The following is a 15016-nucleotide window of genomic DNA, read 5'->3' on the forward strand; positions in this document are numbered from 1 at the left end:
GATCGCGATGTCGTCGTATCTCCGCCGGGCGCTGGCCCGGACCAGATCGGCGGAGGTCCCCGGACCGGACTTCGCCGCCGGGCCGCCGCCGGAGCCGTACGGGGAGCCGCTCCCCGTACCGCCCGCGCTGGACCGCCTGCTGCGGCTCTCCCTCGCGGGCGGCCGGCTGCGCCCCGTCCCGTCGGCGGGCGCGCTCCACCCGGTCGAGACCCGGCTGCTGCTGGGCGCGGGGCTCGGGGTGCGCCCCGGGCGGTACGGGTACGACCCCGGCCGCCATCTCCTCCTCGGGCTCGGCGGCGCGCCGGATCCGGTCCCGCGCGGCGGCGCGTTCGCGCTGCTCGGCGCGCGCCCGGAGCGGACGGTGTCGCACTACGGCCACCGGGGCTGGCCGCTGGTGCTGCTGGACGTGGGGCACGCGGCGGCGGGCCTGGTGACGGCGGCCCGGGCGGCCGAGGGCGCTCCGGCCGCCGGGTCCCCGGCCCCGGCATGGTGCGTCGGAGCGTCCTTCGCGGGCGATCCGGCGAAGGGGATGCGCTTCCCGCTGGCGGCGGTGCGGCTGACGGGGGACGGGGAGCTTCGGGCGGGGGAACTCCGGGACGGAAAGCTCCGGGACGCGGAGTTTTGGAACGGGGAGCTTCGGGAGGCGGAGCTTCGGGACGGGGAGCTTCGGGAGGCGGAGCTTCGGGACGGAGAGCTTCGGGGCGGAGAGCTTCGGGACCGGGCGGCCGAGCCGGAGGAGCGGCCCGACGACGGGGCTCCCGGCGATCTGGCCGAGGCCCGGCGGGTCCTCGGCGAAGTCGCGGGGGCCCGGGGCGCGGAGTGGATCCGGGCCCGCGCCCGGCCCCCCGCCGCGACGTCCCCGCCGCTCCGGCGGCGCAGCGCCGACCCCGGGGAGATCGGCTCCGGCGCCCCGCCGCCGAACCGCGAGACCCTCCTGGCCGTCCTGGAGGCCGCCGAGGCCGTCTGCCCGGCCGACGGGCCGCGCTGGTGCCTGGCCGTCGGCGGCCGGGACGCGCCCGGACTGATCGGCACGGAGCACGGCGCGCCCCGGACGCTCGCCACCGGCGAGGTGCTCCCCACCCTCGCCGTCTGGGCCGCCGGGCAGGGCTGGCTCACCGGGGCCGGGGCCGTACTCCTCGCGTACGGCTGCCCCCGGGACGCGGGCCCCGCCCGGATCCGCCGCGACCATCTGCTCGCCGGACACGCCGTCGGACACGCCCAACTCGCCGCCGCCGCCCTCGGAACGGCGTCCCGGCCCGTCGGCTCCTGGCAGCGGGCCGACCTCGGGGCCGCGCTCGGCGGGGAGCCCGGGCGCGACTGGGTGATCCACGGGCTCGCCCTGGGCCGCCGCCGCACCCCGGCCGCCGCCCCTCGTACCACCACAGGAGAAGAGACCTCATGATGCTCCACCCGGAGCTGCTGCGCGCGGCACGCACCGCCCGCCGGCCCCTGCTTCTGGCGACCGGGCTGCTCGGAGCCGTCGCCCTCACCCATCTCGCCCAGGCCGTCCTGCTCGCCCTCGCCCTCGCCGGGATCGCGCGCGGCGGTACGGGCGCGCTCCCCGCGCTCCTCGGCGGCGTCCTCGCCGCCGTGCTGATCCGGGCCGCGCTCTCCCGCCGGCAGCGGACCGTCGCCGTCGACGCGGGGGCGGCGGTGCGCACCGCGCTCCGCGACGAACTCCTCGTACGCCTCGGCCGCACCGGACCGCCGGACAGCGCGGGGGACCGGGCCGGGGCCGTCCGGGCGACGCTCGTGGACGGGGTCGAGGGCGTGGACGCGTATGTGTCGCGCTATCTGCCCCAGGCCCTCGTCACCTGCGCGCTGCCCCTGCCGCTGCTGGCCGCCACCGCCCTCGTCGAGCCCTGGGCGGCCGCCGTCCTCGCCCCCGCGCTGGTGCTCGCGCTCCTCGCGCCCCGCTGGTGGGACCGGCTGCTGGCGCGGCGCGGCCGACAGCACTGGGGAGCGTACGAGGCGCTGGCCGCCGACTATCTGGAGGCCCTCCAGGGCATGCCCGACCTCCGCGCGGCCGGCGCGGTGGGGCGGGTCCGGGCCCGGCTGGAGGAGCGGTCCGGCGAGCTGCACCGGGCCACCGTCGCCAAACTGCGGGTCTCCCTCGTCGACACCGGCATCACCGATCTCGCCGTCCAGGGCGGGACGCTGGCCGCCGTCCTCCTCGCCTGCGCGACCGCCGCCTCCGGCGGATCCGCCGCGGGCCCGGGCGCCACGGCCGCCGGGACCTATCTCCTGCTCCTGCTGGCCTCCGAGTGCTTCCGGCCCGTACGCGACCTCTCCCGCGCCTGGCACTCCGGCTATCTCGGCGTCTCGGCCGCGGACGGCATCGCCCGGCTCCGCACCGCCCCGCACGCCGTCCCCGACGAGGGACGCCTCGGCGCCGACTGGAACGGCCCGCCCGACATCCGCTTCGAGAACGTGGACTTCACCCACCCCGGCGGGGAGCGGCCCGCGCTCGCCGACGTCTCCTTCACCGCCCCCGCCGGACGCACCACCGCGATCGTCGGCCCCTCCGGCGCGGGCAAGTCGACCCTCCTCGCGCTGCTGCTCCGTCAGGCCGACCCGGACGCCGGACGGATCCGGGTCGGCGGGGCCGAGACCACCGCGTACTCCCTCGACGCGCTGCGCCGCGCGACGGCCGTGGTCTCCCAGGACACCTATCTCTTCCACGACTCCGTCGCCGCCAACATCCGGCTCGGCCGGCCCGGGGCGAGCGACGCCGAGCTGTACGCGGCGGCCGGGGCGGCCGGCGTCCACGACGAGATACTCCGGCTGCCCGCCGGATACGCCACCGTGGTCGGCGAACGCGGCTCCACCCTCTCCGGCGGACAGCGGCAACGGCTCGCCCTGGCCCGGGCGCTGCTCGCCGACGCGCCCGTCCTCGTCCTGGACGAGGCGACCAGCGCGGTGGACGAGCACCGGGAGGCCGGGATCGTACGCGAGCTGATCCGGGCGGCGGGCGGGCGGACCTGTCTGGTCGTCGCCCACCGGCTGGCCTCCGTACGCCACGCCGACCGGATCGTCGTCCTCGACGGCGGACGGGTCGAGGCGGTCGGCGAGCACGCGGACCTGCTGGCCCGCGACGGCGTGTACGCCCGGCTGGTCGAGGCGGTGCGGGCCGCGTGAGCACGACGAACCGCCCGGACCCGGACGTGAATCCGGACGTGAATCCGGACCTGGAGCCGGAGTCGGGCCTTGAGCCGGGCCCGGAGCCCGAGCCGCCCCGGGCCGGGGCCCTGCGCGGTCTGCTGCCCGTCCTCGGGGCGCACCGCGGCATGACCGTACGGACGGTCTGCGCCGCCCTCGTCGGACAGTCCGCGCTCGCCGCGCTGGTCGCGCTCTCCGCGCACGCCGTCGGGACGGCGGTCATCGACTCCGCCGCGCCGGGACCCGGAGTGCTCGCCGCGCTCGTCGGACTGGTGCTGCTGCGGGCGCTCGCCACCTGGTGGGAGATGGACCTCTCGCACGACCTCGCCTACCGGGTCCTGGCCGAACTGAGGGTCCGCGTCTTCGACGGGCTCGCCCGCAGCGCGCCCGCGCGGATCGACGGGCGGCGCAGCGGGGACCTCGCGTCGGCCGCGATGGGGGACGTGGAGGCGCTCGAATTCTTCTACGCGCACGCCGTGGCCCAGCTCCTCGCGACCGGGGCGGTGTTCGGCGGCGGCACGCTGGTGCTGGCCGCCGTGGAGCCGTGGCTGCTCGCCGCCGTACTGCCGGCCGCCGCACTGCTGGCGCTCGCACCGCTGCTGGAGGGGCGCGGGCGCGCCGAACGCGCCGCCCGCACCCGGGAAGCGGCCGCCCGGCTCTCCGCCGAGGCGGTCGAGAGCGTCGACGGACTGCGGGAACTGCTGGCCTTCGGCGCGCTGGAGCGGCGGCGGGCCCGGCTGCGGGGGCTCGGCCGCCGGCTCGGACAGGCCCAGCGGGCCGAGCAGTCCTGGGAGGCGGACGCGGCCGCGATCCGCGATCTGCTGGTGGTCGCGGCGGTCGTGGCGGTGGTCGCGGTCGCCGCCGCGCGGGTCCCCGGGGCCTGGGCGCCCGCCGCGATGGCGCTCGCCCTCGGGGTGCTCGCGCCGGTCGCCGACGCGGCGGCGGCGCTGGGGCAGGCGGGCGGGCTGCGGGCCGCCGCGGCCCGGGTGGGCGCCGCCGCCGGGGCCCCCGCCGGCGCGCCCGAGCCCTCCTCGCCGAAGCCGGTTCCGCCCGGACCGCTCGGGGTACGGCTGCGGGGCGTCCGCTTCGACTACGGCGGGGCTCCCGTGCTCGACGGGGTGGATCTGTTCGTCCCGGCGGGACGGACGGTGGCCCTGATCGGGGTCTCCGGCGCGGGCAAGTCGACCTGCGCGCATCTGATCGCCCGGTTCTGGGACCCGGCCGAGGGGAGCGTCGAACTGGTCGCGGAGAACGGGGAGTACGTGGATCTCCGCGACATCTCCGAACGGGAACTGCGCGGCGCGGTGGCCGTCGTCGGCCAGGACGCCCCGCTCTTCCACGGGACGCTGGCGGAGAACCTGCGCCTCGGCGCGCCCGCGGCGACCGAGCTGCGGCTCCACGAGATCGCGGCCGCCACCGGGGTCGACGCCGTCGCACGGGCGCTGCCGCAGGGGTACGACACGCCGGTCGGCGAACGCGGTGCGACCCTGTCCGGCGGCCAGCGCGCCCGGGTGGCGCTGGCCAGGGCGCTTCTGACGGAGCCGAGAGTGCTGGTGCTCGACGAGACGACGGCACGCCTCGACGGGGTCGGCGACGCGGAACTGGCGGCAGGTCTGCCCCCCTGCACCAAGGTCGTCATCGCCCACCGCGCCGCGACGATCCGCCGCGCGGACCGCGTCGCCGTCCTGGAGGCGGGGCGCGTCGCGCAGGAAGGGGTGTGGAGCGAGCTGTCCGCGGTGCCGGGCGCGTTCCGGCGCGTGCTGTGGCGCTCCGCGGGCGAGGGGGCGTGATGCCTCTCGGGTTCGGTTTGTCCTCAATCGCCGGACGGGCTTGTGGAACCCCTCAGCCTCGCCGGCGTTTGGGGCGCGGGGTGTGGGGCGGAGCCCCGGTGTGGTGGTGCGGTTGGCTGCGGGGTCCTGTGGTGCGGGTCCGTCCTCAATCGCCGGACGGGCTTGTGGAACCCCTCAGCCTCGCCGGCGTTTGAGGCGCGGGGTGCGGGGCGGAGCCCCGGTGTGGTGGTGCGGTTGGCTGCGGGGTCCCGTGGTGCGGGTCCGTCCTCAATCGCCGGACGGGCTGGGTTCGCGTCGCGGGACGGGCTGGGTTCCTGTCGCGGGACGGCTGGGTTCGCGTCGCGGGTTGGGATGGTGTGTGGGGGTGTGCGTTCGTGGATCGGTGGGTGGGCGGCGTGGGGGAGGGAGGGGTGTCAGTGGGGGGTGGGAGGATCGGGGGATGACGAATTCCGCTGAGGTCAGGGCCTATTGGGACGCCGCCGCCCCGCGCTTCGACGATGAGCCGGATCATGGCCTGAGGGACGGGGCGACGCGCGCCCGCTGGGCCCGGCTGCTCGACTCGTGGCTTCCGCTGGGCCCGGCGGACGTGCTGGACGTGGGGTGCGGCACAGGCTCCCTGGCCCGGTTGCTGGCCGAGGTAGGACATCGGGTCACGGGGGTGGATCTGTCCCCGAGGATGGTCGAGCGGGCCCGGGTCAAGCTGGTGGCCGGCGGGCTGGCGGGCCGGTTCCTGGTGGGCGACGCGGCCGCGCCGCCGCTCGGCGACGAGCGGTTCGACGTGGTGCTCTCGCGTCATCTGGTGTGGACGCTGCCCGATCCGGGGGCCGCGCTGAAGGAGTGGGTGAGCAGGATCCGCCCGGGCGGCACGCTCGTTCTGGTGGAGGGGCGTTGGCGGGAGGCCGGGGCGGCGGCGGACCCGTATGTGGCGGGGGCGGACACGCTGCCGTGGCACGGGGGCGTCGGCGCCGAAGAGCTGGCGGACGCGGTGCGCCCGCTCGTCGCCGAGCTTCGGGTCGAGCCCCTCGGCGACGACGCCCTGCTGTGGGGCCGCGCGGTGACGGACGAGCGCTATGGGCTGATCGCGCGGGTCTGAGCGACGGCCCGGGCGGTCACGGGGTCACGCGGTCACGGGGTCAGCCGCGCGGTGAGCCAGGGCTTCAGCACGGGCAGCATCCGCTCGGGCTGCATGGCCTGTGTGTGGTCGAGCCCGTCCAGGACGGCCACGTCCCACCCGGCGGCCTCCAGCTCGGCGCGCCCCGCCACCACCGGGCCCGCGACGCGCACGGTCACCCCGCCCCAGCGCTCGCCGTAGCGGATCTCGTCCGCCGAGCCCACCACGCACAGCCGGGGGCAGCCGATCAGCGCCTGCGCGGCCCGGTCGTCGAAGCCCCGCAGGGCTCGGTAGAGGGTGAGGAACTGGCCGGTCTGCGCCCGGCTCATCGACACCTTCGCGGCAGACCAGTCGGCGTCGGCCGATCCGGCGGCGGGCTCGGGGGCGCTCGGGGCCGGGCCCGACATCTCGTGGGCGGCCGCGGTGACCCGGAGCATCTCGGCGTAGGGGCCGTCGACGGGCGGGAAGCCGCCCATGACGAGCGCCGAGAGGCGGTCGGTGCGGATCGCGAGCTGGAGCCCGCTCAGCGCCAGCCATGAGTAGCCGTAGTAGGCGAACCGGCCGGCCCCGGCGGCGTCGGCGACCGCCAGCAGATCGGCGGCGATGCTGTCGGGCGTCAGGGTGTCCGGCCGGGGCGTCCTCATCAAGTGGCCCTCGTAGTCGAAGGCGATGACGCGGAACGCGTCGCCGAGCCCGTCGATCAGGGTCCGTCCCAGCGCCGGGTCCACCCCCCACTTCCGCAGCTCCTCGGCGCGCGATCCCTCCGCCGGACGCGGGTCGACCGGGAGCAGCAGGTCGGGTCCGTCGCCGTGGACGGTCAGTTCCAGGGAGCTTCCGTCGTGCAGTGTCGCCTCGGTCATCGGCTCTCTCCCGATCCGGCCCGTCGCCGGGCCCTCATATTTCCTTACGCTGTAAAGTGATGGCTCGGACAATACCTTATGACGTAAGGAGATCTCTGGTGAGCATCATCGCCGGTCAGGGCGACGCGGCTGTGTCCATGGCCCTGCTGTGGGCGCGCTCCGGCGACACCGAGGGCGGCGAGGGCGGGCGGACCGCTCCCGGGCCCAAGCCCGCGCTGAGCGTCGACGCCGTCGTGGCGGCGGCGATCGAGGTCGCCGACGCGGAGACCATGGCCGGTCTCTCGATGCGCACGGTGGCCGAGCGGCTCGGACGTTCCTCCATGACCCTCTACACCTATGTGCCCGGCAAGGCGGAACTCCTCGACCTGATGTACGACCGGGTGCACGCGGAGCTGTCCGGACCGCCCGCCGGGGACGGCGCGGGGGAGGACTGGCGGGCCGCCGTGACGGTGTGGGCCGGGGAGCTGCGGGCGTTGTGCCTGCGCCACCCCTGGGTGCTCCAGGTCTCGTACGCCCGCCCGGTGCTGGGCCCGCACGAGCAGGCCGTACTGGAGTCGCTGCTCGGGGCCCTGGACGGGGCCGGGCTGCCGCCCAGGACCCTGCGGGCCGTGGTGAGTTCGCTGTTCCACTACGTCCGGGGCTCCGCGCGGACCGCCGCCGAGTCCGGGCGGGCGGCGACGGCGACCGGAGTCTCCGACGCGGAGTGGTGGGCGGGCCGCTCCGCGCTGCTGGCCGAGGTCGCGCCCGACTTCGCTGCCCGCTTCCCCCGGTCGGTGCGGCTCGCCGCCGAGTCCTCGTCCCCCCGCGAGGGCGGCGGCTCCGGGACCGCGTGGGAACGCGAACAGGACGACGTCTTCGCCGAGGGGCTGGCCGTGCTGCTGGACGGCGTCGAGGCGGCGGCGGAACGGCACAGGGCGACCGGAGCGCCCGCCGCCCCCGCCCGGTGACCCGCGCCGGAACCGCTCGGCCCCCGCCGCGACCGCCCGGCCCGACCCGGCGCCGTCGCGCCGGGACTGCCCGACCCGGCCCGCGCCCGGTGCCTCAGCTCATCCGCAGGGCGAGGAAGAAGTCCAGCTTGTCCTCCAGACGGGACAGATCCCGCCCGGTGAGCTGCTCGATCCGCCCCACCCGGTACCGCAGCGTGTTCACATGCAGATGCAGCCGCTGCGCGCACCTGGTCCAGGAGCCGTCGCTCGCCAGGAACGCCTCCAGCGTCGGAATCAGCTCCGCCCGGTGGCGCAGGTCGTACTCCCGCAGCGGGTCGAGCAGCCGGGCCGTGAACGCCCGCCGGACGTCGTCCGGGACGAACGGCAGCAGCAGTACGTGCGAGGCCAGCTCGTGGTGGCCCGCGGCGCACACCCGGCCGGGGCGGGCCGCGGCGACCCGGCGGGCGTGCCGGGCCTCCTCCAGCGCGCCGCGCAGCCCCTCCGCCGAGCTGACCGCCGCGCTCACGCCGATCGTCAGCCGGCCGTCGTCGCCGAGACCGGCCGACAGCGGCTCGCGGACCCGGGCGAGCAGCGCCTCCGCGTGCAGCCCCTCCTCGGGGCCCGGCCCGGGCTCCGCGTCCGGTCCGCCGGCCTGGGGCAGCGGCAGCAGGGCGATCGCCTCGCCGCCCGCGTGCGCGACCGCGATCCGGTCCGAGGAGTCCGGTCCGGCGTCCGAGGGGCTGACGAGGATCTCCTCCAGCAGCGACTGGGCCGCCGGACCCGCCTCCGGGACCGCGCCGGCCCCGTCGGGGGCCCACTCCACCCGGGCGACGACCATCTGCCAGTGCGGCGCGGTCCCCAGCCCCGGCAGCAGCACCGGCGCGGCCGCCCGCAGCCGTGCCGCGATCTCGGCGGGCGCGGCGCCCGTCTGGACCAGCTCCAGCACCTCCTGGGCCAGCCGGCGGCGCACCGCGCGGGCCGTCTCCCGGCGCTCCCGCTCCACCGCGATCAGCTGGGTGACGCCCTGGAGCAGATCCAGCCGCTCGGCGGGCCAGTCGCCCGCGTCGGCCTCCACCGCCAGCAGCCAGTCGAAGAGCACGCTCTCCCGTGCGTCCCGGCCCGCCGCCGGGGTCCCCCGGCCCGCGCCGCCGATCGGGAAGAGGGAGTACGCCGTGCCGTTCACCGTCGCCCGGTGCGGCCCGCGCCGCCCGGTGCGGGCCGCCGCCAGATGCTCGCCCGCCAGCGCGACCCGTACGGCGGCCGGCAGCGGCTCCCCCTCGCCCTCGCCCGAGATCAGCCGGCCGGTGGGCGACAGCACCCAGGCCCGCAGATCGAGATCGGTGCCGAGGAGGTCGAGCACCGCGTCGGGGCCGCCGCCCGCCGGGCCCGAGGTCATCAGCCTGCGGTGGCGGTCCACCACCGCGGCCAGATCGCCCGCGCGCTCGCCCGAGACCTGCCGGACGACGTACTCGGTCACCGTCGCGAACGCCACCGACTCATGGACGGCGAAGAGCGGCAGCCGGTGCCGCTCGCACGCCGCCACCAGATCCGGCGGCACCGCCCCCAGCTCCGCCTCGCCCGCCGCCAGCGCCGCGACCTGCGCACCCGCCAGAATCCGGACGAACGGCTCGGAGTCCTCCGGCGAGCGCCGCCAGGCCAGCCCGGTCAGCACCAGCTCGCCGCCGGACAGATAGCGGCTGGGATCGCGCAGGTCCGTGGTCATCACCCCGCGCACGCCCCGGTCCAGCTCCTGGGCGCCGCCGAGCAGCCGCAGGCCCAGCGCGTCGTTCTCCAGCAGTGCGCGCAGCCGCATCTCGCCCTCGCCGATCCGTCTCGTCGTCTTCGGCGGCATGGGGCCGCCGTGTCCCTGGGGGAACGGTGGTATCACCGAGCCCCGCTTTTCGTTCGAATCTACAAGAAGACCTCGGCGGCCAGCCAACTCCTTCATGTCTTCGGTGACTGCACCGGACCCGGCGCACCCTTGTTGACTGGGGCCGGATCACTTCGGCTGCGCACGGGGAAGGAACTCGCCGAGACCCGTCGGCGAGCCGGGCGCGCACCGCGGCCGTCGCCCGATGAAGCCAGCGAGATCCCAGAAAAGAGCCTTCATGGACTTTCTTCGGCCCGCCAGCTGGGAGGAAGCGCTCGCCGCCAAGGCCGAGCACCCCGACGCCGTGCCCATCGCGGGCGGCACCGATGTGATGGTCGAGATCAACTTCGACCGCCGCCGCCCCGACCGCCTGATGGACCTCGGCCGGATCGGTGAGCTGGGGGAGTGGGAGGTCGGCGAGGACGCCGTACGGCTCGGCGCGAGCGTCCCGTACACGCGGATCATGGAGAATCTCCGCGCCGAGCTGCCGGGTCTCGCGATCGCCGCGCACACCGTGGCCTCCCCGCAGATCCGCAACCGGGGCGGGGTCGGCGGCAATCTGGGCACCGCCTCCCCGGCCGGGGACGCCCATCCGGCCCTCCTCGCCGCGGGGGCCGAGATCGAGGCCGTGTCGGTGCGCGGCAGCCGCCGTATCCCCGTCGACTCCTTCTACACCGGCGTGAAACGCAACGCGCTCGCCCCCGACGAGCTGATCCGGGCCGTCCACATCGCCCGCGCCGACGGACCCCAGCAGTTCTCCAAGGTCGGCACCCGCAACGCGATGGTCATCGCCGTCTGCGCCTTCGCCGTCGCCCTGCACCCCCGCCGCCGCACGGTCCGCACCGGCATCGGCTCCGCCGCCCCCACCCCCGTGCGGGCCGCCGCGGCCGAGGAGTTTTTGAGCGCGGCGCTGGAGGAGGACGGCCTCTGGGAGAGCCGGAAGATCATCCCCCCGTCGGTCGCCGCGCGCTTCGCCGAGCTGGCGGCCGCCTCCTGCGACCCCATCGACGATGTGCGCGGCACCGCCGGCTACCGCCGCCGCGCGGTCGGGGTGATGGCGCGCCGGACGCTCGGCTGGACGTGGGAGTCGTACCGTGAGGGAAGGAGCGCCCCATGCGTGTGAGTTTCACCGTCAACGGCAGACGGCAGCAGGCCGACGATGTGTGGGAGGGCGAGAGCCTGCTGTACGTCCTGCGGGAACGCATGGGCCTGCCCGGCTCCAAGAACGCCTGTGAGCAGGGCGAATGCGGATCCTGTACGGTCCGGCTCGACGGGGTCGCGGTCTGTTCCTGTCTGGTCGCCGCAGGTCAGGCCGAAGGCCGGGACATCGTCACCGTCGAAGGACTCGCCGACCACGCGGCCCGGCGCGCGGGCCGCCCCGCGACCGGCGCCGACCCGAGCGACGCCCGCCGCTGGAGCCCCGAGGCCCTGGGCCTCTCACCCGTGCAGCAGGCCTTCATCGACGCCGGCGCCGTCCAGTGCGGCTTCTGCACCCCCGGCCTCCTCGTCGCCGCCGACGAACTCCTGGAGCGCAACGCCCTGCCGTCCGACGCCGACATCCGCGAGGCGCTCTCCGGCAATCTCTGCCGCTGCACCGGCTACGAGAAGATCCTCGACGCGGTCCGGCTCGCCGCCGCCCGCCAGGAGGGGGAGGACCGATGACCACCACGAGGCCGCCCGGCGCCCTCACCCAGGGCTCCCGCACCGCCGGGGGCGTCGGCGAGTCCACCCTCCGCCCCGACGGCCTCCTCAAGGTCACCGGAGAGTTCGCCTACTCCTCCGACATGTGGCACGAGGACATGCTCTGGGGCCACACCCTGCGCTCCCCCCTCGCCCACGCCGCCATCCGCTCCGTCGACATCTCCCGGGCGCTCGCCGTCCCCGGCGTCCGCGCCGTCCTCACCCACGAGGACCTCCCCACCGCCGTGACGACCTACGGACTGGAGATGAAGGACACCCCCGTCCTCGCCACCGGCAAGGTCCGCCACCACGGCGAGCCCGTCGCCCTCGTCGCCGCCGACCACCCCGAGACCGCCCGCCGCGCCGCCGAGAGGATCCGCGTCGACTACGAGGAACTGCCGCTGGTCACCGACGAGGCCTCCGCCACCGCGCCCGGCGCGCCCCTGGTCCACGAGGCCCGCGCCGACCACCACAGCGGCCATGTCCCGCACCCCAACATCCTCCACCGCCAGCCGATCGTCCGGGGCGACGCCGCCCGGGCCGCCCGCCGCGCCGAGGTCACCGTCCGCGGCAGCTATGTCTTCGGCATGCAGGACCAGGCGTTCCTGGGACCCGAGTCGGGACTCGCGATCCCCGCCGAGGACGGCGGCGTCGAACTCCACGTCGCCACCCAGTGGCTCCACTCCGACCTCGCCCAGATCGCCCCCGTCCTCGGCCTCCCCGAGGACAAGGTCCGGATGACGCTCGCCGGGGTCGGCGGCGCGTTCGGCGGCCGCGAGGACCTCTCGATGCAGATCCACGCCTGTCTGCTCGCGCTGCGCACCGGCCGGCCCGTCAAAATGGTCTACAACCGCTTCGAGTCCTTCTTCGGCCATGTCCACCGCCACCCGGCGAGACTGACCTACGAGCACGGCGCGACCCGGGACGGCAGGCTCACCCACGTCCGCTGCCGGATCGTCCTGGACGGCGGCGCGTACGCCTCCTCCTCGCCCGCCGTCGTCGGCAACGCCGCGTCCCTCGCGGTCGGCCCCTACGCCGTGGACGACGTCGACGTCGAGGCCCTCGCCCTCTACACCAACAACCCGCCCTGCGGGGCCATGCGCGGCTTCGGCGCGGTCCAGGCCTGCTTCGCCTACGAGGCCCAGATGGACAAGCTGGCCGCCCGGCTGGGCCTGGACCCGGTCGAGTTCCGCCGCCGCAACGCCATGGAACAGGGCACCCTGATGCCCACCGGCCAGCCGGTGGACTCCCCGGCCCCGGTCGCCGAACTGCTGCGCAGGGTCAAGGCCCGCCCGCTGCCGCCGGAGCGCCAGTGGGAGACCGCGGGCGGCGCACCCGACCTCCGCGCCCTGCCCGGCGGACTCTCCAACACCACCCACGGCGAGGGCGTCGTCCGGGGCGTCGGCTACGCGGTCGGCATCAAGAACGTCGGCTTCTCCGAGGGCTTCGACGACTACTCCACCGCCCGGGTGAGCCTCCAGAACGCCGGCGGGGTCCCGGTCGCGACCGTGTACACCGCGATGGCCGAGGTCGGCCAGGGCGGCATCACCGTCCACGCCCAGATCGCCCGCACCGAACTCGGCGTCGCCCAGGTCACAGTGCGGCCCGCCGACACCCGGATCGGCTCGGCCGGCGGCACCTCCGCGTCGCGCCAGACCTATGTCACCGGCGGGGCCGTGAAACACGCCTGCGAGACCGTCCGGGAACGGGTGCTGGAGCGGGGCCGCCGGCTCTTCGGCGCCCGCCACCCCGCCTGGGCCGAGGACGGACTGCTGCTGGAGGGCGGCCGGGTGGTCACCGGCGGCGGCGAGGCGCTGGCCGATCTGGCGGAGCTGCTCGGGGACGAGACGGTCGAGGCCGAGGTGGAGTGGCGGCACCGGCCCACCGAGCCGTTCGACCGGGTCACCGGGCAGGGCAACGGCCATGTCCAGTACTCCTTCGCAGCCCACCGCGCCGTGGTGGAGGTGGACACCGAACTGGGCCTGGTCAAGGTGGTCGAGCTGGCCTGCGCCCAGGACGTCGGCAAGGCGCTCAACCCGCTCTCCGTCGCCGGGCAGATCCAGGGCGGCACCACCCAGGGCCTCGGCATGGCGATCATGGAGGAGATCCTCGTCGACCCGGTGACCGCGAAGGTCCGCAACCCCTCCTTCACGGACTATCTGATCCCCACCATCCTCGACACCCCGGCGATCCCCGTCGATGTGCTCGAACTCGCCGACAGCCACGCCCCCTACGGGCTCCGCGGCGTCGGCGAGGCCCCCACCCTCTCGTCCACCCCCGCCGTGCTCGCGGCGATCCGGGACGCCACCGGGCTGGAGCTGAACCGCGTCCCGGTCCGGCCCGAGCACCTCACCGGCGGCTGACCGGTCCGCCCGCCGCACCCCGAGGAGCCCCCGAGGAGGCCGCCATGCTGGACATCGCCGAGGAACTCGGCCGATGGGTCCGCCAGGGCCGCTCGTTCGCCGTCGCCACCGTCGTGGCCGTCACCGGCAGCGCACCGCGCCCCCCGGGCGCGGCCCTGGCCGTCGACAGCGAGGGCACGGTGATCGGATCGGTCTCCGGAGGGTGTGTGGAGGCGGCGGTGTACGAACTGTGCCGACGGGCGCTCGACGACGGCGAGACCGTCGTCGAGCGCTTCGGGTACAGCGACGAGGACGCCTTCGCCGTGGGTCTGACCTGCGGCGGAGTCATCGATGTCCTGGTCGCGCCGGTCCGCGCGCCCCGGTCCGCCGATGCCGGGGCGCCGGACGGCTCCCCTCCCGCGCTCCGGGAGGGACCGGGCCGGGTGCTCGCCGGCGCGCTGGCCGCCGCCGCCCGGGGCGAGACGGTCGCCCTGGTCCGGGCCGCCGACGGCCCCGGACCGAGCGCGGGACAGGCCCTGCTGGTCCGGCCGGGCGGAGGGCACGAGGGCACCCTCGGCGCCGGGCCGGGGCTCGACCGCGTGGCGGTGGGCCGGGCCGGGGCGATGCTGGACGCCGGGAGCACCGGCCGCGCCGTGCTCGGCGGCGGGGACGGCGAGCGGTGCGAGAGCCCGCTGACCGTACTCGTCGAGACCAGCGTGCCGCCCGCCCGGATGATCGTCTTCGGCGCGGTCGACTTCGCCTCGGCGCTGGCCCGCGTCGGAGCCTTCCTCGGCTACCGGGTCACCGTCTGCGACGCCCGCCCCGTCTTCGCCACCCCGGCCCGCTTCCCGGACGCCCACGAGGTCGTCGTCGACTGGCCGCACCGCTATCTCGCCGCCACCGTGACCGACTCCCGCACGGTGCTGTGCGTCCTCACCCACGACCCCAGATTCGATGTGCCGCTCCTGGTGCACGCGCTGACGCTGCCGGTCGCCTACGTCGGCGCGATGGGCTCCCGCCGTACGCACGAGGACCGTGTGCGGCGGCTGCGCGAGGCCGGGGTGCCGGACGCCGGACTCGCCCGGCTGCACAGCCCCATCGGGCTGGACCTCGGGGCCCATACGCCCGAGGAGACCGCCCTCTCGATCGCCGCGGAGATCGTCGCCGAGCGACGCGGCGGCAGCGGACTCTCCCTGACGGGCGCGCACATCCCCATCCACCACGACGCCCCGCGCCTGGGCTCGCCCGCCTGAGCGCCGGGACCGGCCGGACCCGCCC

At 76.3% G+C, this 15016-nt stretch carries 11 protein-coding genes; 9 read left to right on the top strand and 2 right to left on the bottom strand.

Features of this window, described 5'->3' with window-relative positions; all coding sequences use genetic code 11:
• Positions 1–7: 7 nt before the first annotated feature.
• From ACF089_RS17740 to ACF089_RS17755, 4 genes are all read left to right on the top strand, one after another.
• Complete coding sequence (locus ACF089_RS17740; protein WP_392027115.1) at positions 8–1402, top strand: nitroreductase; 1395 nt, start codon at positions 8–10, stop codon at positions 1400–1402.
• Entirely contained in the window at positions 1399–3138 is a 1740-nt protein-coding gene (locus ACF089_RS17745) for an ABC transporter ATP-binding protein/permease (RefSeq protein WP_392027117.1), read from the top strand. Before ACF089_RS17740 ends, ACF089_RS17745 begins: the two co-directional genes overlap by 4 nt.
• A 38-nt stretch (positions 3139–3176) precedes the next feature.
• A complete protein-coding gene (locus ACF089_RS17750) occupies positions 3177–4949 on the top strand; it encodes an ABC transporter ATP-binding protein (protein WP_392027228.1) in 1773 nt (590 codons plus the stop codon).
• 439 nt (positions 4950–5388) lie between these two features.
• A complete protein-coding gene (locus ACF089_RS17755; protein ID WP_392027120.1) occupies positions 5389–6042 on the top strand; it encodes a class I SAM-dependent methyltransferase in 654 nt (217 codons plus the stop codon).
• A 32-nt stretch (positions 6043–6074) separates the two neighbouring features.
• Here the strand turns inward: ACF089_RS17755 and ACF089_RS17760 are convergent, their stop codons facing one another.
• Positions 6075–6920 carry an alpha/beta fold hydrolase gene (locus ACF089_RS17760; RefSeq protein ID WP_392027123.1) on the bottom strand — a complete coding sequence of 282 codons (846 nt, stop codon included), beginning with the start codon at positions 6918–6920 and terminating at the stop codon, positions 6075–6077.
• Between the two features lie 98 nt (positions 6921–7018).
• On the opposite strand from ACF089_RS17760, the gene ACF089_RS17765 reads away from it, so the two are divergent.
• Entirely contained in the window at positions 7019–7867 is an 849-nt protein-coding gene (locus tag ACF089_RS17765; RefSeq protein ID WP_392027125.1) for a TetR/AcrR family transcriptional regulator C-terminal domain-containing protein, read from the top strand.
• Positions 7868–7961: 94 nt separating this feature from the next.
• Here the strand turns inward: ACF089_RS17765 and ACF089_RS17770 are convergent, their stop codons facing one another.
• Positions 7962–9659 (bottom strand): PucR family transcriptional regulator, encoded by a 1698-nt coding sequence (locus ACF089_RS17770; protein WP_392027230.1) that lies wholly within the window; start codon positions 9657–9659, stop codon positions 7962–7964.
• Positions 9660–9954: 295 nt separating this feature from the next.
• Here ACF089_RS17770 and ACF089_RS17775 point away from each other — a divergent pair, with 295 nt between their 5' ends.
• From ACF089_RS17775 to ACF089_RS17790, 4 genes are read left to right on the top strand one after another with little or no spacing between them, the layout of a single operon-like run.
• Positions 9955–10839, top strand: a complete 885-nt coding sequence (locus ACF089_RS17775) for an FAD binding domain-containing protein (protein ID WP_392027128.1) — start codon at positions 9955–9957, stop codon at positions 10837–10839.
• On the top strand, positions 10830–11378 hold the full coding sequence (locus ACF089_RS17780) for a (2Fe-2S)-binding protein (RefSeq protein ID WP_392027131.1): 549 nt from the start codon (positions 10830–10832) through the stop codon (positions 11376–11378). The genes ACF089_RS17775 and ACF089_RS17780 overlap by 10 nt, the downstream gene beginning before the upstream one ends.
• Positions 11375–13759: a xanthine dehydrogenase subunit D gene (pucD, locus tag ACF089_RS17785; RefSeq protein ID WP_392027133.1), complete on the top strand. Its 2385-nt coding sequence runs from the start codon at positions 11375–11377 to the stop codon at positions 13757–13759. Before ACF089_RS17780 ends, pucD begins: the two co-directional genes overlap by 4 nt.
• A 44-nt stretch (positions 13760–13803) precedes the next feature.
• Positions 13804–14991 (top strand): XdhC family protein, encoded by a 1188-nt coding sequence (locus ACF089_RS17790; protein ID WP_392027136.1) that lies wholly within the window; start codon positions 13804–13806, stop codon positions 14989–14991.
• The last annotated feature ends 25 nt before the right edge of the window (positions 14992–15016 follow it).

Origin of the sequence: Streptomyces sp. NPDC014894 (assembly GCF_043080985.1) — a bacterium.
GTDB lineage: Bacteria > Actinomycetota > Actinomycetes > Streptomycetales > Streptomycetaceae > Streptomyces.

Coding starts and splice junctions, on each gene's coding strand:
- ACF089_RS17740 (WP_392027115.1), top strand. CDS start 8: ATGTCGTCGTATCTCCGCCGGGCGCTGGCCCGGACCAGATCGGCGGAG.
- ACF089_RS17745 (WP_392027117.1), top strand. CDS start 1,399: ATGATGCTCCACCCGGAGCTGCTGCGCGCGGCACGCACCGCCCGCCGG.
- ACF089_RS17755 (WP_392027120.1), top strand. CDS start 5,389: ATGACGAATTCCGCTGAGGTCAGGGCCTATTGGGACGCCGCCGCCCCG.
- ACF089_RS17760 (WP_392027123.1), bottom strand. CDS start 6,920: ATGACCGAGGCGACACTGCACGACGGAAGCTCCCTGGAACTGACCGTC.
- ACF089_RS17770 (WP_392027230.1), bottom strand. CDS start 9,659: ATGCGGCTGCGCGCACTGCTGGAGAACGACGCGCTGGGCCTGCGGCTG.
- ACF089_RS17775 (WP_392027128.1), top strand. CDS start 9,955: ATGGACTTTCTTCGGCCCGCCAGCTGGGAGGAAGCGCTCGCCGCCAAG.
- ACF089_RS17780 (WP_392027131.1), top strand. CDS start 10,830: ATGCGTGTGAGTTTCACCGTCAACGGCAGACGGCAGCAGGCCGACGAT.
- pucD (WP_392027133.1), top strand. CDS start 11,375: ATGACCACCACGAGGCCGCCCGGCGCCCTCACCCAGGGCTCCCGCACC.
- ACF089_RS17790 (WP_392027136.1), top strand. CDS start 13,804: ATGCTGGACATCGCCGAGGAACTCGGCCGATGGGTCCGCCAGGGCCGC.